Below are 20,560 nucleotides of genomic sequence, written 5' to 3'. Positions count from 1 at the left end.
CCGAATGAGGGGCGGCTCGCGATCGTCACGAACGTGGTGTGGGATGCGGTGGACGCGGAAGGCGTGACTGACGAGCACGCAAGAGGCGGACGGCGAAGTCGTGTGGTCCTGACGCCCCAGTGGCTGGTGTCTCCTCGCAAGACGCGAAACGTCCTGCGAAGACGGTGACAAAAAAGCCAGGTCTCGCCGGGGAGAGCACGAAGCGTAAAACCATCGCGCAGGGAAAGCCCGGGATGTTTCCGGTTTCACCTGTGGTCCTACCCCGGTGCTTTTTGTTGCACCGGACCCGCGGGTGCAATCGGCGCCCGGCCTTCCCTGCGCCCTCTGCGAAAGGAGAGGGCGGAAAGACGAGTAAGACTCGGGCAAATCATGTCGCGAGAACGAGAACTTACATCCTTGCCGCCGTTTGACAATCGATCGAGAATCCATCCTCAACGTCGTCCCGGCGAAGGCCGGGACCCATAACCACAAATGGTCATTGCTGAGCTACGCCGGAACGACGAGTCCCGTTCACGACGGTCGCCGCGGAGTATGGGTCCCGGCCTTCGCCGGGACGACGAATGGAGGGAGCCGCGTACTCGACTGCGTCCGCTACCCGATCCGCACCACCATCTTGCCGAGCGCTGCACGCGTCTGCATGGTCTTGAACGCTGCGCGGAAGTCGGTGAATGCGAACACCTTGCCGACGACGGGCGTCAACCTTCCGTCGTTCAGCCAGGTCGAGAGCTGCGCCATCACACGGGCCTGCGCGTCCGGCTCGCGGCGTGCGATCTGCGCGACGTCGACGCCGATCAGGAGGCCGCCCTTCAGGAGCGGCAGGTTGAATGGCAGGGCGGGGATGCTGCCGGCCGCAAAGCCCACGACGAGGTGGCGTCCGTTCCATGCGATCGAGCGGAAGGCCTGCACCGAAACCTCGCCGCCGACCGGATCGAAGATCACGTCGGCGCCATGACCGCCGGTCAACTCCTTCAACGCGTCGCGCCAGTCGGCCTTCGTATAGTCGATCACGGCGTCGGCGCCGAAGCTTGCGGCGAATTTGCGCTTCTCCTCGGTCGAGGCCGCCGCAATCACGCGTGCGCCGAGCAGCTTGCCGATCTGGATCGCGGCGACGCCGGTGCCGCCGGCGGCGCCGAGCACGAGCAATTGCTCGCCGGCGCGGAGCGAACCGCGCTCGCCGAGCGCATAGAGCGCAGTCAGATAATTGGTGCGGAACGCGGCGCCGGCCTCCGGCTTCAATGTATCAGGCATGATTTCGACCGCCGACGGCGGCACGATGATGTATTCCGCCAGCGCGCCGGAGCGCGCCGCGCCCATCACCCGCATGCCATGCGCAAAGCCCTTGACGTCGGCGGCGACCTCATCGACGACGCCGGCGAATTCCGTGCCCGGCGTGAACGGCAGCGGATCCTTGGTCTGGTAGCGGCCCTCGACCTTCAGCCCATCGACAAAGCCGATGCTCGCGGCCTGGACCCGGACCCGGAGATGGCCCAGCGTCACCAGGGGGACGGCGACCTCCTTCAGCTCGATCTGATCGATGGGCGCGTACTGCTCGACGACGACGGCCTTCATCTTGTCCTTCTCGCTTCTTCGTTTCCTCGCGGGCTGCAAGGTATCTCACGTCCGTTGTTCTACGGGGAGGGCTTTTGCGCATGCGGCGGCGCGGTGTGCGGAAATCGAGCATCTTCAACGACATCCTGCGCAGGGGGCTGTTTACCTGTTGTTATCCCTACCAAATTCGGTAACGCGTCCTTAATCGCATTAACATTAGGGTTTTGCCGCGTGGTCCGCCCTGGATCGCGGGCCGTCCAGGACAGGCGGGTGTTGCGTACGCGTTGGAGTCTCCCATGGATATCATGACAGGCGTTGGGCTCATTGCCGGCATCATCGTCATCTCGGTGATGATGCTGTTGGGCGGCGACCTGCACATGTTCATCTCCGAACACGCCATGATCATCATCTTCGGCGGTTCGATCGCGGCGACCATGATCCGCTTTCCGCTCGGCGTGATGCTGCACGGCCTGCCGCTCGGCGCGAAATTCGCCTTCACCATGAGCCGGCTGTCGGCGCGCGACCTCGTCGACGAACTCGCCCGCATCGCCGAGATCGCCCGCAAGCAGGGCCCGGTCGGGCTCGAAAAGGTCGAAACCGACGAGCCGTTCCTCGCCAAGGGCATCCGCTACGTCGCCGACGGCTATGACCTCGAATTCATCCGCGACAACATGGAGCGCGACCGCGACAATTTCCTGATGCACCTCGACGAGGGCAGCAAGATCTACCGCGCGATCGGCGACTGCGCGCCGGCGTTCGGCATGATCGGCACGCTGATCGGCATGGTGCAGATGTTCGCCAACATGACCGACCCCTCCAAGCTCGGCCCGTTCATGGCGACCGCGCTGCTCGCGACGCTCTACGGCGCGCTGGTCGCGAACCTGTTCTGCCTGCCGATCGCTGACAAGCTGCACGGCAAGCTGCTCGACGAGGAAACCAACCGCACGCTGATCATCGACGGCATCCTGATGATCCGCGACTCCAAGAGCCCGGCGCTGGTGCGCGAAATGCTGCTGGCCTATCTGCCGGAGAAGCATCGCCAAGAGGAAGGCGAGCCGGTTCCGGCCTGACGGTCAGGGCAGGCGGGCTCGGAGCTTTAGCGGATGGCCAAGAAAAAGCGCGGCGACGCACATACCGGAGGCCACGGCTGGTTCGTGACCTTCGCCGACCTGATGGGCCTGATGATGAGCTTCTTCGTGATGCTCGTCGCGTTCTCCACCATGGACAACAACAAGCTGAAGATCGTCGCCGGCTCGATGCGCGACGCCTTCGGCGTGCAGACCAATGTGCGCTATTCCGGCATCATCGAATCCGACGGCCTGCCGACGCGGCCGAAGCTGAAGAATGTCGAGCACATCTCGCCGGAGGAATCCTCCGCCAATCCGACGCCGGACGAGCAGGAGCGCAGCCAGGTCAACGGTGCACGGCTGAAGATCGACCGCGAATTCGCGCTGGCCTCCGCGTCGCTCCGGCAGGCGCTCCAGGACATGCCGGAACTGACCGAGATGTCCAAGCACATCATGTTCGAGGAGACCAAGGAAGGTCTCAACCTCGAGATCGTCGACCAGGACGGCCGTTCGATGTTCGCCGATGGCTCCAGGGAGCCGTATGAGCGCACCCGCCGGCTGATCCAGAAGCTCGCAGCTCCCTTGAAGGCGACGCCGTTGCGGGTTGCGATCGTCGGACATACTGCCGCAGGCTTCGTGCCGGCGCGCAGCGACTACGGCGCCTTCGACCTGTCGGCGGACCGCGCCAATATGGTGCGGCAGATCCTGGAGCGGGAAGGATTGCCGCCCTCCCATGTCTTCGCGGTGTCGGGCAAGGCCGACGGGCAGCCGCTGTTTCCCGACGATCCGACGCTTCCCGCAAACCGGCGTGTGACCATCACGCTGATGCGCGAAAATCCGCCGCTGCCGCCGGACCTGAAGCCGTAGGCATTGAACTACCATGCTACCGCGATCGTGGTAATGTTGCTCGGTTGACAGGCAACGCGGAAGCGTCGATAGCCGCGCGGATCAAATCAAGCGACAGAGCGTTTCAACCTCGTCATGGCGGTCAGCGTCTCATCCACCGAAGCCCAGGAGGGGCAGGCCACCCAGGAGGGCCGGGCCACCTCAGGCTTTTGGGCCCTGACACTCGGCAGCATCGGCGTGGTGTTCGGCGACATCGGAACCTCGCCGCTCTACGCATTCCGCGAGGCGGTCGGCGGTGCCGCGCACGGCCAGCCGGTCACGCGCATCATGGTGCTCGGCGTGCTCAGCCTGATCCTGTGGGCGCTGTTCACCGTCGTCACCGCAAAATATGTCCTGCTGCTGCTGCGCGCCGACAACAACGGCGAGGGCGGCACGCTCTCGCTGATGGCGCTCGGCCAGCGTGCGATCGGGCGACGAAGCTGGCCGCTGCTCGCGCTCGGCGTGCTCGGCGCCTCGATGTTCATCGGCGATTCCATGATCACGCCGGCGATCTCGGTGCTGTCGGCGGTCGAGGGCCTCAAGCTCGCCACGCCACATTTCGAGCACTATGTGGTGCCGCTGACGATCCTGATCCTGGCCGTGTTGTTCTCGGTGCAGAGCAGCGGCACCGCCCGCGTCGCCTCCGCCTTTGGCCCCGTGATGGTGGTGTGGTTCGCCTCGCTCGCCGCGATGGGCGTCGTGCACATCATGGACGATCCGTCGGTGCTGGCTGCGATCAATCCGTACTATGCGATCCAGTTCCTGCTGACCCACGGCACCATCGGCCTGGTGACGCTGGGCGCGGTGTTCCTCGCCGTGACCGGCGGCGAGGCGCTGTACGCCGATCTCGGGCATTTTGGACGCAAGCCGATCCAATCCGGCTGGCTGTTCTTCGTGCTGCCCTCGCTGCTGCTGAATTATTTTCGGGCAAGGCGCGCTGGTGCTGTCCGATCCTTCCGCGATCGAGAACTCGTTCTACCGCATGGTGCCGGAGGTCTTGCTGCTGCCGCTGGTGGCGCTGGCGACCGCCGCAACCGTGATCGCGAGCCAGGCGGTCATCACCGGCGCCTATTCGCTGATCAGGCAGGCGGTGCAGCTCGGGCTGTTGCCCCGCTTCGAGGTCCGCTACACCTCGGAGACCCACGCCGGCCAGATCTATCTGCCGCGCGTCAACCGGCTGCTCCTGATCGGCGTGCTGCTATTGGTGCTCATGTTCCGCACCTCGAGCGGGCTGGCGTCGGCTTACGGCATCGCGGTGTCGACGACCATGGTTGCCGACGGGATCATGGGCTTCATCGTGATCTGGAAATTGTGGAACTGGCGTGCCGCCAGCGCCGCCGCGCTGATCCTGCCGTTCGTCGTCGTCGACATGACGTTCTTCAGCGCCAATCTCCTGAAGCTGTTCGAGGGCGCCTGGGTGCCGCTGCTGTTCGGCGCGACCATGGCGATCATGATCTGGACCTGGCGGCGCGGCGCGGCGATCCTGGTGACCAAGACCCGCCGGATCGAGGTGCCGCTCACGGACCTGATCAAGAGCCTGGAGAAGCGGCCGCCGCATATCGTCAAGGGCACCGCGGTGTTCCTCACCAGCGATCCGAATTTCGTGCCGACGGCGCTGTTGCACAATCTCAAGCACAACAAGGTGCTGCACGAGCACAACGTGATCCTGACCATCGAGACCGCGCCGACGCCGCGGGTCGACCTGGCCGAGCGCGTGCATGTGGAGAAGATCAGCGACAAGTTCTCGACGGTGCGGCTGCGCTTCGGGTTCATGGAATCGCCGAACGTGCCGAAGGCGCTGGCGGTGGCCCGCAAGGTCGGCTGGCAGTTCGACATCATGGCGACGTCATTCTTCGTGTCGCGCCGCGCGCTGAAGCCGTCGGCGCATTCGGGCATGCCGCCGTGGCAGGATCACCTGTTCATCGCGATGAGCCGCTCCGCCAACGATGCCACCGACTATTTTCAGATTCCGACCGGGCGGGTCGTCGAGGTTGGAACTCAGGTAACAATTTGATTTCGCTGCGGGATTCTGGACTTGAAAAATCGTGACCCATGCGTGATATGCATGGCGGAGGCCTGAATCCGTGCTAACCTATGCGTTAGCGCCGGGAGTATAGGCCTGCGACCCCGCGTTGTGCAGTGCGGCAGAAGATAGAGGCGCAATCTTCCATGTCATCCGAGAGTTCGATCACCGCGGCGGAAACGCCCGCGGCCAATGGACATGGCGAGGCGCATTCCACCGAGGGCTTCAAGGCGCTGATGCTCGGCAGCATCGGTGTCGTCTATGGCGATATCGGCACCAGCCCGCTCTATGCGTTCCGCGAAGCCGTCGTGGCCGCCAGCGGCGGCGAGGGCGGCGTGACGGCGCACGCCGTGCTCGGTGTGCTCAGCCTGATCCTGTGGGCGCTGGTCATCGTCGTCACGCTCAAATACGTCGTGATCCTGCTGCGCGCCGACAACCATGGCGAGGGCGGCACGCTGGCGCTGATGGCGCTTGCGGAGCGCGCGGTGACCAAAGGCGCGGCCGCGATCGTGCTGCTCGGGATCATCAGCGGCGCGTTGTTCTATGGCGACGCGGTCATCACGCCAGCGCTGTCGGTGTTGTCGGCGATCGAGGGCATCAAGCTCGTCACCGCGACATTCGATCCCTACGTCGTTCCGATCACCGTGGTCATCCTGGTGCTGCTGTTCTCGGTGCAGTCGCGCGGCACCGCGCGCGTTGCGGCGTTCTTCGGGCCGGTGATGTGCGCATGGTTCGCGATCATCGCGATCGCGGCGTTGCCGCAGATCGTGCGCCATCCCGAGGTGCTGCAGGCGCTCAATCCGTACCACGCGGTGTCGTTCATGATTCATCACGGCGTGATCGGCTTCGTCACCCTCGGCGCGGTCTTCCTTGCGGTGACCGGCGCAGAGGCGCTCTATGCCGACCTCGGCCATTTCGGCAAACGCCCGATCCAGACCGCGTGGCTGTTCATCGTGCTGCCGTCGCTGGCACTGAACTATCTGGGGCAGGGCGCGCTCGTGATCGCCGACCCCAAGGGAGTCGAGAACCCGTTCTTCCTGATGTTCCCGGACTGGGCGCTGATCCCGATGGTCGCGCTCGCGACGGTGGCGACCGTGATCGCGAGCCAGGCCGTCATCACCGGCGCCTATTCGCTGACGCGCCAGGCGATCCAGCTCGGCCTGCTGCCGCGGTTCGAGATCCGCCACACCTCGGAGGCGCATTCCGGCCAGATCTACATCCCCCGCATCAACCGGATGCTGTTCATCGCGGTCATTCTGCTGGTGCTGCTGTTCCGCTCCTCGAGCGCGCTGGCCTCGGCCTACGGCATCTCCGTGACCGGTACGATGGTGGTGACGGCGATGATGGGCTTTGTCGTGATCTGGAAGGTCTGGAGGTGGTCGCCGATCGCCGCCGCCGCGCTGATCGTGCCGTTCCTGTTCCTCGATCTCACCTTCCTCGCCGCCAACCTTCTGAAGGTGTTCGAGGGCGGTTGGGTGCCTCTCGCACTCGGCGCCGGCGTGATGCTGCTGATGTACACCTGGCGTCGCGGCAGCCGGCTCCTGTTCGAGAAGTCGCGCAAGCTGGAATTCCCGCTTGCCGACCTTGTCGCGATGCTGGAGAAGCGGCCGCCGCAACGGGTGTCCGGCACGGCCGTGTTCCTGACCAGCGATCCCATGAGCGCACCGACCGCGCTGATGCACAGCCTGAAGCACTACAAGGTGCTGCACGAGAAAAACGTCATCCTCACCATCGAGACCGCGCCGACGCCGCGCATCGACCCGTCCGAGCGGGTGCGGATGGAGCAGCTGAGCGAGACCTTCTCCAAGGTCACGCTGAAGTTCGGCTTCATGGAATCGCCGAACGTGCCGAAGACGCTGGCGATCGCGCGCAAGCTCGGCTGGCAGTTCGACATCATGTCGACGTCGTTCTTCCTGTCGCGCCGCGCGCTGAAACCGGCGGCGCATTCCGGCATGCCGCGCTGGCAGGATCTCCTGTTCATTGCGCTGAGCCGCAGTTCGAACGACGCCACCGACTATTTCCAGATCCCGACCGGGCGCGTGGTCGAGGTCGGAACGCAGGTGACGATTTAGTGCCGATGCACGCGTAGCGGAGCCGAGTTGAACGTTGGTACGCCAAGATGCATCCCATCTATCGTCCAGCCCGATCCGACGATGCGCTCCGTCTCTTCGAGATAAGACGGACATCGATCCTCGAACTCGCCTCCAAGGGAATGCCCGCCGGCGAAGCAGCCGCCTGGGCCGCGCGGTTGACCTTGGCCGGAATGGAGCGAAAGCTTCGCGAGTTCGAGGTATGGGTCGCTGAGCTGAATGGTGTCGCGGCCGGCTGGGGCGCTATTCGCGACGGACGACTTGAGGGGCTCTATACCGCCCCGGTATTTGCCGGCCGCGGCGTGGGTTCCGGCCTGCTTGCCTGGCTCGAAGACCTGATGCGTGAGCGCGGTATCAGTGAGCTGTGCGCCGAAGCCAGTTCGAACGCGCGGGAATTCTACCTTCGACGGGGCTACCAGTTCACAGGTTCCCAAAGACCGGATGGCGGCTGGCCGATCGCCAGGGAGCTCCGATAGGTGAAGCCGAGAAGGTCCTTGTTGAGGCTTTGGTGTAAGTTTCGGATGGTGCCTTAAGCTGTTTAGGACGCTTGATTTTCTCCGCGCGAGAGGCGACTTTGCGGCCCGGACGGGCAGGGCGTGACGCGGGCCGGTCGAGTGTCGGGAGGATTTTCCGTGGCGGACCACAAGGTGCAAGATTTGTTTCCGGACGAGGTGTCGAAGGGAATAGCCGAAGGCCGCTATCTCCTGGTCGACGTCCGCGAGCCCAATGAGGTCGCCGTCGAGGCCTATCCCGACGGCGTGGTGGTGCCGTTGTCGACCTTCGACCCGGCGGCGATTCCCGATCCGCAGGGCAGGCAGGTGGTGTTCGCCTGCCGGTCCGGCAAGCGCTCGGTGACGGCTTCGCTGGCGGCGCAGGCGGCGGGCCTGCCTTACGACAAGCATCTGGCCGGCGGCATCATCGGTTGGAAGGCTGCGGGATTGCCCACGAAGACCGGCGGCTGATCCCTGCCATGACCTCCATGAACAAGGTCTTCGCGGACCTTCCGGTCACCATCTTCGAGGCGATGTCGCAGGCCGCGCGCGACAACAACGCCATCAATCTCGGCCAGGGCTTTCCCGACGATCCGGGCCCGGAAGACATCCGCAAGGCCGCGGCCGACGCCTCAGTGAACGGGTACAATCAATACCCGTCGATGATGGGCATTCCCGAGCTCCGGCAAGCGACCGCGTCCCATTACGCTCGTTGGCACGGTCTCAAGCTCGATCCGATGACCGAGGTGATGGTCACCTCGGGTGGCACCGAGGCGCTGACATCCTCGATCCTGGCCGTGGTCGAGCCCGGTGACGAGGTCGTGTGCTTCCAGCCGGTCTACGATTCCTACCTGCCGATCATCCGCCAGGCCGGCGGCATTCCGCGGCTGGTTCGGCTCGAGCCGCCGGGCTGGCGGCTAAACGAGGAGATGCTGCGCAGCGTCTTCAACCACAAGACCAAGGCGGTGCTGTTCAACAATCCGCTCAATCCGTCGGCGGTGGTCTATCCGCGCGAGGACCTCGAATTGCTGGCGCGGTTCTGCCAGGAGTTCGACGTGGTCGCGATCTGCGACGAGGTCTGGGAGCACGTCGTCTTCGACAGCCGCGAGCACATCCCGCTGATCACGATCCCGGGGATGCGCGACCGCACCATCAAGATCGGCAGCGCCGGCAAGATCTTTTCGCTGACCGGGTGGAAGGTCGGCTTCGTCTGCGCCGCGCCGCCGCTGCTGCGGGTTGCGGCCAAGGTGCACCAGTTTCTGACCTTCACCACCGCCCCGAACCTGCAGGCGGCGGTCGCCTACGGCCTCGGCAAGCCCGACGACTATTTCCACACCATGCGCACGGATATGGCGCGGAGCCGCGACCGCCTCACCAAAGGGCTGGAAAGCATAGGCTTCCCGGTGCTGAAGTCGCAGGGCACGTACTTCCTGACCGTCGACCTGTCGCCACTCGGTCTCAACGAGACCGATGCGGAGTTCTGCTGGCGCATCGTCCAGGACTACAAGGTCGCGGCGATCCCGGTGTCGGCATTCTACGAACAGGATGCCGTGACGTCGGTCGTGCGATTTTGTTTCGCCAAGAAGGACGCAACGCTCGACACGGCGCTGGAGCGTCTGTCGGACGCCGTCCACCGCCGCAAGAGGTAAGAGAGAATGCGAAGGCAGAACCGTCGTCACGTCGGCTTCATCAGCGCGATTGCCGCCGTTCTGCTGCTCTCTCCCTCCGCTGGCGCGGAGGAACGCACGGTCAATTTCTACAATTGGTCGAACTATATGGCGCCGGGAGTCCTGGAGGACTTCACCAGGGAGACCGGCATCAAGGTCGTCTACGACACCTTCGATGCCAACGAGACGCTGGAGACGCGGCTGCTCGCCGGCAAGTCCGGCTACGACGTCGTGGTGCCGACCGGTTATTTCCTGCAGCGCCAGATCACCGCAAAAGTGTTCTTGAAGTTCGACAAGGCGAGGCTGCCGAACCTTGCCAATGCATGGCCCGTGGTCGCCAAGGAGCTTGCGACGTACGATCCCGGCAACAATTACGGTGCCAATTACATGTGGGGCACCACCGGCATCGGCTACAACGTCAAGATGGCGCAGCAAATCCTTGGTCCCGATGCCAGGATCGACAGCTGGGACATGGTGTTCAAGCCGGAGAACCTCGCCAAGTTCAGGGATTGCGGGATTCACATGCTGGATTCCGCCGACGACATCCTACCGGCGGCGCTGAGCTATCTCGGCCTCGATCCGAACTCGACCAAGCAGGCCGACCTGGAGAAGGCCGCCGATCTCGTCATCAAGATCAGACCCTATGTGCGCAAATTCCACTCGTCCGAATATCTCAGCGCGCTGGCCTCGGGCGAGATCTGCTTCGTGGTCGGCTGGTCGGGCGACATCATGCAGGCCCGCAGCCGTGCGGCGGAGGCCAAGACCGGTGTCGAGATCGGCTACACGATCCCGAAGGAGGGCGCGCAGATGTTCTTCGACAATCTCGCGATCCCCGCGGATGCCAAGAACGTCGCGGAAGCCTACGAGCTGATCAACTACCTCTACCGCCCCGACGTCGCGGCGAAAAACTCGAACTTCCTGTCCTATGCCAACGGCAATCTGGCGAGCCAGAAGCTGATCGACCCGAAGATTCTCAACGACAGGAATATCTATCCCGACGAGGCGATGCAGAAGAAGCTGTTCGTCATCACCGCGCGCGATCCGGCCACGCAGCGGATCATCAACCGTCTCTGGACGCGGGTGAAGACGGGGAAGTGACATTCTTGCCGCGGTCGCCCGCGGTCATTGCGAGGAGCTCGCGACAAAATTGCAAAGCAATTTTGCGCTGAAGCGTCGAAGCAGCCCATCCCGCACATGCTGAAGCATGGATTGCTTCGCTGCGCTCGCAATGACGGCGCAGCCTGCGGAAGATCCTAACGCCAGCGCCGGTGCAGCCAGAGCCACTGGTCCGGATATTCGCGGACCCAGCCCTCGACGACATCCGTGACCGCCTGCATCGTGCCCTGGATGTCGATCTGTCCGGACGCATCGAACACCGGCTTGACTTCCTCGGAGACTTCGCCACGGAAGCGTCCATCGGGCAGGCGGATGATGCGCGTACCGTGGATCGGGCAATCGAACTGCCGGCGCAGGCGCGCCAGCATCGGGTTGGCGGTGGTCTTGCGGCCGAAGAAGGTGACGGGAACGCCGTTGGTCAGATACTGGTCGACCAGCATCGCGACATGCTGGCCGTTCTGAAGGGCGTGCGCGAGCCGGAGCGGCGCGTCGCGGCCGGCCGGGACCAGCGTTCCCATCTTGACCGCACGGATCCGCTCGATGGCGCGGTCGGCGGACTCGATGTTCGGCCGGCGGAACAGGATCGCCGCATCGAGCCCGTGGGCGACCGCGGCGAGTGCGGGCAATTCCCAATTGCCAAGATGCGCCGCAAAGAACAGCGCCGGCTTGCCGTCGTCGCGCAGCCGGTCGAACAGTTCCTTGCTGCGTGGCGAGAATTCGACGCGACTTGGCTTGTCGGGATGCGCGGGATCATGGTCCCAAATGCGGTCGAGATGGGCGAACTCGGCGCCGAGGCGTCCTAGATTGTGCCAGACCCCTGTGAGGATTTGCTCGATCTCCTCCGGCGACTTTTCCGGAAAGGCGGCCTTGAGGTTCTCGCGGCCGATTCGGTCCTCGCGCAACCGGCGGCCGATGAAATGCGCGGCGCGGCCGAAAAAGTCGGCGGACTTGTCCGGATCGAAATAGCGCGCCGTCCGCAACAGGCCGACCGTCAGCGCGCCGACGGCGGCTTCGGCTATGGGCTTGGCGGCGTCGCGAAGGCGCGCCTTGGTGCGAAGGAGCAGGCGGTTCATCGCACGGTGCGGAGACGCAGGATCACGCAGGTTCGCGCGTCAGGATCAGCGAGGCGTTTTGCCCACCGAAGCCGAACGAGTTCGACATCACAGCCGTGACACGGGCGTCCCGCGCCTTGTTGCCGACAACGTCGAACGGGATGGCCGGATCCGGCACCTCGTAGTTGATGGTCGGCGGAATCCGCTGATGCTCGAGCGTGAGTAGCGAGAAGATCGCTTCGACCGCGCCGGCCGCCGAGATGGTGTGGCCGACCATCGACTTGTTCGACGACACCGGGATGTTTTTGGTGTGTTCGCCAAACACGGCCGAGGTCGCGAGATATTCCATCTTGTCGTTTTCCGGCGTCGAGGTCCCGTGCGCGTTGATGTGATCGATTTGCTCGGGCTCCATTCCGGCGTCGGCGAGCGTCTTGCGCACGCAGCCGATCGCCGGTTTGCCGTCCGGGCTCGAGCGGGTGCGATGGAAGGAATCGGTCAGCTCGCCGCAACCGGCGACGACGCCGAGGATGCGCGCACCGCGGGCCATCGCGGCGTCATAGCTCTCGAGCACCAGCGCGCCGGCGCCTTCAGCCATGACGAAGCCGTCGCGGTTCTTCGAGAACGGCTTGGAGGCACCCTGGGGCGGAGCGTTCTGGGTAGACAGGGCTGACAGCAGCGAGAAGCGCACCATGGCTTCCGGATTGACCGAGCCGTCGGTCGCGATGCACAGCGCGGCATCGGATTCGCCGCGGCGGATCGCTTCGACGCCGAGCTGGATCGCGGTCGCGCCGGAGGCGCAGGCCGTCGACAGCGAGATCGGCGACCCCTTGGTGCCGAAGGTCTCGGCGAGGTGGAGCGCGACCGAGCCGAACGTGAAGCGACGGTGATAGGCCGAGAACCTGCCGCCGCCGCAAGCGGCCAGCACGTCCATCGTATTGAAATCCTTCTTCTCGATGGTGCGGCTGATTTCGAGCCGCTGCGGCCATTCGGTCTCGACCGGGGCGACAGCGAGGAACAGCGGGCCCGGAAAGTCGCCCTTGGCGCCGACGCCGGATTGCCCGAGCGCTTCCTCGGTGGCCATGACCGCAAGCCGCTCGGACAGGCTGGTGGAAGAGAAGGGCTCGACGGTGACGAAATCGATCGCGCCGGCCATCGTCGTCTTCAGACCGTCGATCGGAAAGCGTGTCACCGTCTTGATGCCGGATTCGCCGGCGGTCAGCCGGGCCCAATTGTCCGACTTGCCGGCGCCAAGGGAGGTCACGATCCCCATGCCGGTCACGACAACGATCGGCCTGCCGAATTTATCGCGCGGTGCTGCCATGGTTTCCCCGTCGATGCTGCGCCGGAATTACTTTACGGCCTCGACCAAGGCCATGCCTTCGCCCTGCCAGTGACCGGCCCCCAACACAACAATCTGGGTCGGCGCTTCGGCCTTTTCAACCTCGAACCCGGTCGGATCGTTGGCCGGGTAGAGCGCTCCGCGCGAGATCGATAGCGCGGCGAGCGCGAGCCCGAGCGGAAACTGCGCTTCCATCGTGTGGCCGAAGGTCGTGCCGGTGGCGCGCACCGCAAGCCCGGGATGTTCGCTGAGGAACGCGCGCTCCTCCGTGGTGACCGGCTCGGCACCGGTCGCGCCGGTGATCAGGGCGCCGTCGTCGCCGCCGACACCAAGCTTCGGCCACATCGCGCGCAGCGATTTCGTCACCGCGCCCGGCGCCTTGCGCTGCGCGAGGTCGGCGACGATCCTGGTCAGCTTGGCGAACGGCTTTGCGCCGCGCGCCTCCGCGTGCTCGCGCGACTCCATCACCAGAAACGCGCCGGCGGAGCCGAGCGCGAAGCCCGGTCTGTCCTTGCGCGCCCACACCGGCGCATAGTGGTCCTTCAGGTTGAAGTCGCCGAATTCATAGAGCATCAGCAGATCGCCGCGATCGCCATTATGGGCCGCGCCGACCAGTGCGATGTCGCTCTGTCCGGCCTCGATACGGGCAACCGCGATGCGCGCCGCGTCGATGCTCGAAGCCTCCTCGCCCATGAAGGTGCGCGACGTCCCGCACACGCCGTGGACGATCGCGATATTGCCGGCGAGCAGGTTGGAGAGCTGGGCCAGGAACAGCGTCGGCCGCAGCTCGTTCATCAGCTTTTCGTTGAGGAAGCCGGGCTGCGAATTGGCCTGCGCGTTGGCGTTCATGATCGTCAGGTCGACATTGAGGTCGCGCTCGCCGCCACCGGCCGCGATAATCATGTCCATCCGCGACAGGATTTCCTGATTGCCTTTGACGCCGGCGGAATCCAGTGCAAGGCCCGCGGCATAGGTGCCGATGCGCTGCCAGGCTTCCATCTGGCGCTGGTCGCCCTTCTTCGGGATCTGCGCGTCGAAGCTGACGGGCGCGATCGGATGGACGACGTAGGGCGCAAGCCGCTTCTCATCGGCATTGACGCGCTTTTCGCTCAGCGCCTCCCAATGCGCCTCCAGCCCCTCGCCAAGCGAGGAGAGCAGGCCGATTCCGGTAATCCAGACTTCCTTCGGTTCAGCCATGGGGGAGTGCCTGCAGCGGGAAGCCGATCTTGTTTGCCATCGCGTCCGTGTACACGCGGAAGGCGGGATCGGGTGGAAAGGGAGAAAGACGGAAGGTGATTTCAGCGCTGCACTTCAACTCCTTGCCGACGCGGCCCTTGGCCTTGGTGACGGCAAAGCCGGAGCCTTCGTGCTCGAGTTTCGCCTCGATCGTCAGCAACTGACCGGGACTGACGAAGCCCCGCATCTTGGCTTCCTTCACGATTGCGAGGAACGGCATGCGTTCGAACTTCAACAGGCCGAGCAGCAGCCACCCCGAGCTCTGCGCCATGGCTTCGGTCAGCAAGACCCCGGGCATAATCGGAAAGCCCGGGAAATGTCCCTCGAAGATGGTGTGCGTCGTGGGGACCTGAGCCTCGACCGTAATCGTCTTCGCGTCGAGATTGAGGTCGACGATACGGTCGATCAGTTGGAAAGTATCAAGGTGCATGGTGGGCGATTACGAGCCCGAGCCCGTGCCCGCGTTCTTGGCCGCGACCAGCTCGTCGATGCGGTCGGCGAGGTTCTTCAGCACGAAGTACTGCTCGGTGGTTGCCTTGCCGTCGTTGACCTCCTGGGTCCACTTTTCGAGCGGCATCTTGATTCCAAAGGCCTTGTCGATGGCAAAGGCGATGTCCAGGAAGTCGAGGCTGTCGATTCCCAGATCGTCGATGGCATGGCTCTCCGGCTTGATCGTGTCGCGCGGAATATCGCAGGTCTCCGCGATAATGTTGGCGATCTGCTCGAATGTGGAAGACATCATTAAGCCTTTGATATATTGAAGATATTTCCGTGGCGGCTTGGAGGAGGCTGGCGCGTCGCCCCGGAATGCCCTGTTCCCGCTGCCGGAGTCGTGTGCCCGTATATCGGAGCGGGGCCGTTAGTTCAATGGAGCTTGGCCGGCTGGCCGGGGACGGATTTTAGGCAGGGTTCCGGCACGCCTAACCTCGCGGCATCACCGAAATCTTCGCGCAATCGCGCCGGCCCATCAGCACGCAGTCCTGGGTCTTGCGCAGATCGGCGATGCTCATGGCGAGCCAGATCCCGATCGCGGTCAGCGCGACGGTGAAGGCGAAGGCGGCGATATTGGCGAGCATGCGCTGGCGGAAATCGTCCGGCTCCTCGCGCGGCTTCTCGTAGCGGGAGAGGTCGTTGGCGACAGGCAGCGGGCGGGGCGAACGGGTCGGCTCCTCGCGTTTGCCGGGCGGCTCTGCCGAGGTACGCGGCCGGAATTTGAGCACCACGTGCTCGCCATCCGAGGTGATTGGCCGCTGCGTTTTCACTGCTGTCAGTCCGGTCGCGTCGTCACCATTGTTAGCATGTTCGCTGCGCTCCACACCTAAAATCTTGCTGCGCGCAGAGGTGGTATTCATCCTTCGATCGTCTCGTGGAACCTGCTGTAGTCGATCCGCACGCGTCCGTCCTCGGTGGTGTCCAGGATTTCCGCGTAGTGATGTCCGAAGCGGATATCGGAATGGTCGTACGACTTTCGCGCATGCACAGTTTGCGCTGCAACGACGTCATATCCCGACACCACCACGATCAGCGAAACGTCGATGGCAGCGATGCCGTCGGCGTCGAGCCCGTAGAGCGGGCTGTTCCGGTCGATGACGTGGAAGAGCACCCAGCTCAGCGCCAGTGCCGGGCTTTCGCTGCGTTCGAGCGGCAGCTCGTAGAAGCGCCGATAGTCGGTGCCTTCCCGGCTCACGATGTTCTTGAAGAGCCATAGCCTTGCGGTGGCGTTGCCGATGATGTTGTGCCGCTCATTGGCGAGGCGGATCATCAGTGTCTGCTGGCCCTCGTGATCGGAGATCACTGGGTTGTCGGCGAACAGCAACCGGGCGCTTGGCCGCGAGAAGCGGGCGAAGATCAGCCCGGTCATCAGCGACATCGAGAAGATGCCGGTGAACAGTTCAATGGTCGCGATGAAATGTCCGTAATGGGTCTGCGGATGCATGTCGCCGTAGCCGGCAGTCGAAAGCGTCTCGATGCTGAAATAGAGGTAGTCGATGTAGTGGCCGCCGGGCACGTTGGCGATCGGCTGATCGCCAAGCCAGTAGAACAGCGCGAAGACGGCGTTGAAGGCGAGGAAGACCAATCCTGCGCCGCCAATAAAGGCCGGCCACGACGCCGTCATGCAGCGATGGCTGATATCAGCCCAGAAACTGAGCTCCAGTCCTTCGGCGATGACCTCGCGGTCGCCCAGCCGCACTATGCGGGCCTTTACTGCTCGATCGTTCGCTCTCATCGCGCCTATCTCAACCGGGGCTTTCGCTCGTCTGCGACATCATGTCATAATCGAACTCATTCCGGAGTGCCGGTCAAACGGGAGCAGAGGTCATGGCCCACACGCGCGAACCCTACGTCAAACCGGTCCCCATCATGTCGCTGCGGCCGACCCAGATGACGGTCGGCATGCAGGAGGTGATGGAGAAGCGGAAGCGCTGGCGCGAGAACAAGTCGGACAAGAAGCGCGCGGAGCTGCTCGGCAAGCACATGATCCCGGTGGTCCATGGCCCTGACGAACGCTACTACGTGGTCGATCACCACCACATGGCGCGCGCATTGCACGACGAGGGCGTCAAGGACATCCTGGTCACCGTTATCGGCGATCTCACCATGGTCGAGCGCGACGTGTTCTGGGGCGTGATGGACAACAAGCGCTGGGTCTATCCCTACAACGCCAAGGGCGAGCGCTGCCATTTCAAGGACATTCCGAAGTCGATCAAGGATCTCAAGGACGATCCGTTCCGCAGCCTCGCCGGCGAGATGCGCCGCTCCGGCGGCTTCGCCAAGGACACGACGCCGTTCAGTGAATTCCTGTGGGCGGATTTCCTGCGCCGGCACATTCCGCGCAAGCTGGTCGAGAAGAATTTCGCCAAGGCCATGGAGAAGGGGCTTGCGCTCGGGCGCGGCAAGGGCGCGGTCTATCTGCCCGGCTGGTGCGGGCCGGCGTCGGACGACTGATCAGGCCGGCGGTGCCTGGGGCGGCCCGGTGTCGTGCGGATCATCAGTGCCGCCGAGCGCGCGGTGCAGCCAGTGCTCCGCGGATCGTCCAAACGTCAGAAGCAGGAATGCCAGGGCCAACGCCGTGACGACAATCGGCCAATGTCCGGCGCCGCAGGCGATCCCGATGCAGGCGGCAAAGAAGGCGCATGCGGCGCTGGTCAGGCCGCGCACCCGCAATCGGTCACCTTGCCGGACGATCACGCCGGCGCCGAGGAATCCGATGCCCGTCAGCACGCCCTGGATGACACGGCTGGCTGCGTCGGTGAACTGGCCGGGTTCGGCGAACTGCAGGGTGAGCACCACGACCGTCGCGGTGGACAGGCTGACGAGGCCGAGCGTCTTGAGACCGATCGGCTTGCCGCGCAGATCGCGATCAAGCCCGATCGCGCCGCCGGCGAGCATGGCGACGCCGAGACGCAGGATGATGTCGCCCCAGTCCGTCAATTTGGGCCTCTACTTCGGCAGCCGCCCCAGCATGTAGAACTCGTCGTTCGGACGCATCGCCGTGACGTTCGCCATCCGGTTCGAGAGCGCGAAGAATGCGGCGATTGCGGCGATATCCCAGATATCGTCGTCGCTGAAGCCAAGCGCGGCCAACGCCGCGAAATCGGCCTCCGCGACCTCTTCCGCCGCACGGCTGACCTTCATCGCGAAATCGAGCATCGCACGCTGGCGCGGCGTGATATCGGCCTTGCGGTAATTGACCGCGATCTGGTCGGCGATAACAGGGTTCTTGGCGCGGATGCGCAGGATCGCGCCGTGGGCGATCACGCAATACTGGCACTGGTTGGCGGCGCTGGTCGCCACCACGATCATCTCGCGCTCGGCCTTGGAGAGCGCGCTGTCCTTCTCCATCAGCGCGTCGTGATAGGCGAAGAACGCGCGAAATTCATCGGGACGATAGGCCAGCGACAGGAATACGTTCGGCACGAACCCGGACTTCTCCTGCACCGCGAGGATGCGGGCGCGAATGTCCTCTGGGAGCTTGTCGATGGCGGGCGGCTGAAAGCGTTGTGCGGGCGGCTGCGTCATGATGTGGTTCCGGCATGCCGCAGGAATGCGGCGTCACGCGAAACCATAGAGGATGACGGGGACGGCGCAAGGCGCATCGGCGCCTTGCCGCAATGCCTAGCGCAGCGGCTTCTTCAAGAGCGAGAAGCGGTCCGGATCGAGCCCCATCGAAGGCTGCAGCATCGGGGCTTCCGGCGTCGCCATCGTCCGGGGCGGAGACCGGTCGCTGATGCCGGGGTCGCCGCTGGGGGCGTCGCGATGCGAGGTGGCGCCGCGCCAGCGTTCCAGCACCGCGCTGACGAAGTGCATGTCGTGGCCTGCGGTGACCGACGGCACGGTGGCGATGGTGGCTTCACCGCGCGGCAATTGATGCGGCGGCACCTCCTTGAAGCGCAGCCGGGTCGGCAGCGCCACGCCTTCGCCGAACGCCAGCACCTCGCGGGTGCCGAGCGAGGGCACGAAGGACAACAGGTTGGCGGCGGCGTCGGAGACCGCGGAGCGCAGCAGCGCCTGGTCGCGGTCGTTGGCAAGGCGCATCGTGAACAGCGTGTTGCACTGGGAGATGATGGTGGCGTCGAGCTCGGCCGGGCGCTGGGTGATCAGCCCGAGATAGACGCCGTATTTGCGGCCTTCCTTGGCGATGCGCGACACCGCCTTGCGGGTCGGCCCGAAGCCGATGTTGCGGTCGGCCGAGGCGTAGCGGTGCGCTTCCTCGCAGACGAACAGCATCGGCGAGACGCCGTCGCTCCACAGGCCGAAATCGAACGCCATGCGGCACAGCACCGATACCACGGAGTCGACGACTTCGGCCGGGAAGCCGGCGAGCTGCATGATGGTCATCGGCCGGCCGTTGGCGGGCAGGCGGAACAGATGGCTGATCACTTCCGCCATGGTGTCGCCGCCGACATTGGCGTTGTCGAACATGAAGGCGTAGCGCGGGTCGTTGCGCACCGTGTCGATGCGCGAGATCAGCTTGTGATAGATGATGCGCGAGGAACGATTCTCGAGCTTGCCCATGCGCTCGTCGATCTGCGCGATCAGGTCGACGAGGCGATAGGGCACCGGCGTATCGACGGTGTAGCCGACCTGCTTCGGATCGACGCGCTTCAACCCGAGCCCGACCCGGTCGGAGTTCTGGTACTGGGTGTAGATGCCCTTCGCGATCGGGATCACTTCGGCGAGGATGTCGAGCTCTTCGGGCACGCCGGGACGGCCGGCGAACAGCACGTCGACGATTTCCTCGAAGTTGAACAGCCAGAACGGCAGCTTCAGGTTCCGCGGGTTGAGCACCTGGGCGCGCTCGCCGAAGCAGCGGCCGTATTCATTGTGGACATCGAGCAGGAAGATGCGCAGGTTCGGCCGCGACTTCAGGATCTCGTTGAGCAGCAGCGACACGCCGGTTGATTTACCGACGCCGGTCGAGCCCAGCACCGCGAAGTGTTTGGAGAGCATTTCCTCGACGTCGACATAGGCGGTGACCGACTTATCCTGCTGCAGCGTTCCGACGTTGATCTGGTCCGATCCCGTGGGCGCGTAGACCGTGCGCAGCTCCTGATTGGTGATCAGCTCGACGCTGTCGCCGATGGTCGGATAATGCGTGACGCCGCGCTGGAATTTGGGCCGCTCGCCGCCGAGGATCTCGCCGAGCAGGTCGACGGAGGCGGTCGCCATATAGGTGTCCGACGCGGCGAGGTTCTCGCACGACACCTCGGTGATCATGGCAACGATGACCGAGGTCACGCAGCGGATGCTGACGAAACGGCCGACGGTGGCGCGTACTTCCGAGAGCGGCATCTGGCCGCCTGCCAGCAGCCCGACCCGGGCCTGCGAGCCGCGTACAGAGATCACACGTCCGAAGGATGTCACGGTGTTAGCCTGGCATGTTTTGAGAATTTTCCGATCTTAGTATTCCCGGGCGGGGCTGGAAAATCCGTTAAATCTCCCCGGTTCCGGATCAGCTAAATCCTCGCCATCTCGGTGAGGATTCGTTTTGTAGAGCGGCCATCCGGCGCGTTATCGGGCATTTCCGCGGCGAAACCGTCGCTTT

Annotated in this window: 19 protein-coding genes and 1 pseudogene; 9 read left to right on the top strand and 11 right to left on the bottom strand. The window is 64.3% G+C overall.

Features of this window, described 5'->3' with window-relative positions; all coding sequences use genetic code 11:
- Positions 1-591: 591 nt before the first annotated feature.
- Complete coding sequence (locus ACFFWD_RS42240) at positions 592-1,569, bottom strand: NADPH:quinone oxidoreductase family protein (RefSeq protein ID WP_376975330.1); 978 nt, start codon at positions 1,567-1,569, stop codon at positions 592-594.
- A 275-nt stretch (positions 1,570-1,844) separates the two neighbouring features.
- On the opposite strand from ACFFWD_RS42240, the gene ACFFWD_RS42235 reads away from it, so the two are divergent.
- The 8 genes and pseudogenes from ACFFWD_RS42235 (at position 1,845) to ACFFWD_RS42200 (ending at position 10,869) form a co-directional block, all read left to right on the top strand.
- Entirely contained in the window at positions 1,845-2,618 is a 774-nt protein-coding gene (locus tag ACFFWD_RS42235; protein ID WP_376975329.1) for a motility protein A, read from the top strand.
- A gap of 33 nt (positions 2,619-2,651) precedes the next feature.
- Positions 2,652-3,482 carry a flagellar motor protein MotB gene (locus tag ACFFWD_RS42230; protein ID WP_376975328.1) on the top strand — a complete coding sequence of 277 codons (831 nt, stop codon included), beginning with the start codon at positions 2,652-2,654 and terminating at the stop codon, positions 3,480-3,482.
- A gap of 114 nt (positions 3,483-3,596) precedes the next feature.
- A pseudogene (locus tag ACFFWD_RS42225) lies at positions 3,597-5,514 on the top strand (potassium transporter Kup).
- A gap of 155 nt (positions 5,515-5,669) precedes the next feature.
- Positions 5,670-7,595, top strand: coding sequence for a potassium transporter Kup (locus ACFFWD_RS42220; RefSeq protein WP_376975326.1), 1,926 nt, complete (start codon positions 5,670-5,672; stop codon positions 7,593-7,595).
- A 47-nt stretch (positions 7,596-7,642) separates the two neighbouring features.
- Positions 7,643-8,089 (top strand): GNAT family N-acetyltransferase, encoded by a 447-nt coding sequence (locus ACFFWD_RS42215; protein WP_376975325.1) that lies wholly within the window; start codon positions 7,643-7,645, stop codon positions 8,087-8,089.
- A gap of 156 nt (positions 8,090-8,245) precedes the next feature.
- Positions 8,246-8,575, top strand: coding sequence for a rhodanese-like domain-containing protein (locus ACFFWD_RS42210; RefSeq protein WP_376975323.1), 330 nt, complete (start codon positions 8,246-8,248; stop codon positions 8,573-8,575).
- Positions 8,576-8,583: 8 nt separating this feature from the next.
- Complete coding sequence (locus ACFFWD_RS42205; protein WP_376975322.1) at positions 8,584-9,753, top strand: aminotransferase; 1,170 nt, start codon at positions 8,584-8,586, stop codon at positions 9,751-9,753.
- 6 nt (positions 9,754-9,759) lie between these two features.
- Positions 9,760-10,869 carry a polyamine ABC transporter substrate-binding protein gene (locus ACFFWD_RS42200; RefSeq protein ID WP_376975321.1) on the top strand — a complete coding sequence of 370 codons (1,110 nt, stop codon included), beginning with the start codon at positions 9,760-9,762 and terminating at the stop codon, positions 10,867-10,869.
- A 155-nt stretch (positions 10,870-11,024) separates the two neighbouring features.
- On the opposite strand, the gene ACFFWD_RS42195 is transcribed toward ACFFWD_RS42200, so the two are convergent.
- The 7 genes from ACFFWD_RS42195 to ACFFWD_RS42165 form a co-directional block, all read right to left on the bottom strand.
- Positions 11,025-11,960 (bottom strand): lipid A biosynthesis lauroyl acyltransferase, encoded by a 936-nt coding sequence (locus ACFFWD_RS42195; RefSeq protein ID WP_376975320.1) that lies wholly within the window; start codon positions 11,958-11,960, stop codon positions 11,025-11,027.
- Between the two features lie 22 nt (positions 11,961-11,982).
- Positions 11,983-13,260, bottom strand: a complete 1,278-nt coding sequence (locus ACFFWD_RS42190) for a beta-ketoacyl-ACP synthase (RefSeq protein WP_376975319.1) — start codon at positions 13,258-13,260, stop codon at positions 11,983-11,985.
- A 27-nt stretch (positions 13,261-13,287) separates the two neighbouring features.
- Positions 13,288-14,475 (bottom strand): beta-ketoacyl-ACP synthase, encoded by a 1,188-nt coding sequence (locus tag ACFFWD_RS42185; RefSeq protein ID WP_376975317.1) that lies wholly within the window; start codon positions 14,473-14,475, stop codon positions 13,288-13,290.
- A complete protein-coding gene (locus tag ACFFWD_RS42180; RefSeq protein ID WP_376975316.1) occupies positions 14,468-14,944 on the bottom strand; it encodes a 3-hydroxyacyl-ACP dehydratase FabZ family protein in 477 nt (158 codons plus the stop codon). The genes ACFFWD_RS42185 and ACFFWD_RS42180 overlap by 8 nt, the downstream gene beginning before the upstream one ends.
- A 9-nt stretch (positions 14,945-14,953) precedes the next feature.
- Positions 14,954-15,253: an acyl carrier protein gene (locus ACFFWD_RS42175; protein WP_028334296.1), complete on the bottom strand. Its 300-nt coding sequence runs from the start codon at positions 15,251-15,253 to the stop codon at positions 14,954-14,956.
- 181 nt (positions 15,254-15,434) lie between these two features.
- Positions 15,435-15,776, bottom strand: a complete 342-nt coding sequence (locus ACFFWD_RS42170; RefSeq protein ID WP_376975964.1) for a hypothetical protein — start codon at positions 15,774-15,776, stop codon at positions 15,435-15,437.
- Between the two features lie 86 nt (positions 15,777-15,862).
- Positions 15,863-16,741, bottom strand: a complete 879-nt coding sequence (locus tag ACFFWD_RS42165) for an ion channel (RefSeq protein WP_376975315.1) — start codon at positions 16,739-16,741, stop codon at positions 15,863-15,865.
- 92 nt (positions 16,742-16,833) lie between these two features.
- Between ACFFWD_RS42165 and ACFFWD_RS42160 the strand changes: the two genes are divergently transcribed.
- On the top strand, positions 16,834-17,460 hold the full coding sequence (locus tag ACFFWD_RS42160; RefSeq protein WP_376975314.1) for a ParB-like protein: 627 nt from the start codon (positions 16,834-16,836) through the stop codon (positions 17,458-17,460).
- On the opposite strand, the gene ACFFWD_RS42155 is transcribed toward ACFFWD_RS42160, so the two are convergent.
- The 3 genes from ACFFWD_RS42155 to ACFFWD_RS42145 form a co-directional block, all read right to left on the bottom strand.
- Positions 17,461-17,946 (bottom strand): MgtC/SapB family protein, encoded by a 486-nt coding sequence (locus tag ACFFWD_RS42155; RefSeq protein ID WP_376975313.1) that lies wholly within the window; start codon positions 17,944-17,946, stop codon positions 17,461-17,463. It lies immediately after the preceding gene.
- Positions 17,947-17,955: 9 nt separating this feature from the next.
- Entirely contained in the window at positions 17,956-18,534 is a 579-nt protein-coding gene (locus ACFFWD_RS42150; RefSeq protein ID WP_376975312.1) for a peroxidase-related enzyme, read from the bottom strand.
- A gap of 96 nt (positions 18,535-18,630) precedes the next feature.
- On the bottom strand, positions 18,631-20,379 hold the full coding sequence (locus tag ACFFWD_RS42145) for an ATP-binding protein (protein WP_376975311.1): 1,749 nt from the start codon (positions 20,377-20,379) through the stop codon (positions 18,631-18,633).
- Positions 20,380-20,560: the final 181 nt, after the last annotated feature.

The organism is Bradyrhizobium erythrophlei (genome assembly GCF_042430365.1).
GTDB lineage: Bacteria > Pseudomonadota > Alphaproteobacteria > Rhizobiales > Xanthobacteraceae > Bradyrhizobium > Bradyrhizobium erythrophlei.
Note: the sequence above shows the minus strand (reverse complement) of the source record. Positions and strands in the feature narration are given on the sequence as shown.

Excerpts from the sequence above, each read along its gene's own strand:
- ACFFWD_RS42240 (WP_376975330.1), bottom strand. The coding sequence starts at position 1,569 with ATGAAGGCCGTCGTCGTCGAGCAGTACGCGCCCATCGATCAGATCGAG.
- ACFFWD_RS42235 (WP_376975329.1), top strand. The coding sequence starts at position 1,845 with ATGGATATCATGACAGGCGTTGGGCTCATTGCCGGCATCATCGTCATC.
- ACFFWD_RS42230 (WP_376975328.1), top strand. The coding sequence starts at position 2,652 with ATGGCCAAGAAAAAGCGCGGCGACGCACATACCGGAGGCCACGGCTGG.
- ACFFWD_RS42220 (WP_376975326.1), top strand. The coding sequence starts at position 5,670 with ATGTCATCCGAGAGTTCGATCACCGCGGCGGAAACGCCCGCGGCCAAT.
- ACFFWD_RS42215 (WP_376975325.1), top strand. The coding sequence starts at position 7,643 with ATGCATCCCATCTATCGTCCAGCCCGATCCGACGATGCGCTCCGTCTC.
- ACFFWD_RS42205 (WP_376975322.1), top strand. The coding sequence starts at position 8,584 with ATGACCTCCATGAACAAGGTCTTCGCGGACCTTCCGGTCACCATCTTC.
- ACFFWD_RS42200 (WP_376975321.1), top strand. The coding sequence starts at position 9,760 with ATGCGAAGGCAGAACCGTCGTCACGTCGGCTTCATCAGCGCGATTGCC.
- ACFFWD_RS42195 (WP_376975320.1), bottom strand. The coding sequence starts at position 11,960 with ATGAACCGCCTGCTCCTTCGCACCAAGGCGCGCCTTCGCGACGCCGCC.
- ACFFWD_RS42190 (WP_376975319.1), bottom strand. The coding sequence starts at position 13,260 with ATGGCAGCACCGCGCGATAAATTCGGCAGGCCGATCGTTGTCGTGACC.
- ACFFWD_RS42185 (WP_376975317.1), bottom strand. The coding sequence starts at position 14,475 with ATGGCTGAACCGAAGGAAGTCTGGATTACCGGAATCGGCCTGCTCTCC.
- ACFFWD_RS42180 (WP_376975316.1), bottom strand. The coding sequence starts at position 14,944 with ATGCACCTTGATACTTTCCAACTGATCGACCGTATCGTCGACCTCAAT.
- ACFFWD_RS42175 (WP_028334296.1), bottom strand. The coding sequence starts at position 15,253 with ATGTCTTCCACATTCGAGCAGATCGCCAACATTATCGCGGAGACCTGC.
- ACFFWD_RS42165 (WP_376975315.1), bottom strand. The coding sequence starts at position 16,741 with ATGAGAGCGAACGATCGAGCAGTAAAGGCCCGCATAGTGCGGCTGGGC.
- ACFFWD_RS42160 (WP_376975314.1), top strand. The coding sequence starts at position 16,834 with ATGGCCCACACGCGCGAACCCTACGTCAAACCGGTCCCCATCATGTCG.
- ACFFWD_RS42150 (WP_376975312.1), bottom strand. The coding sequence starts at position 18,534 with ATGACGCAGCCGCCCGCACAACGCTTTCAGCCGCCCGCCATCGACAAG.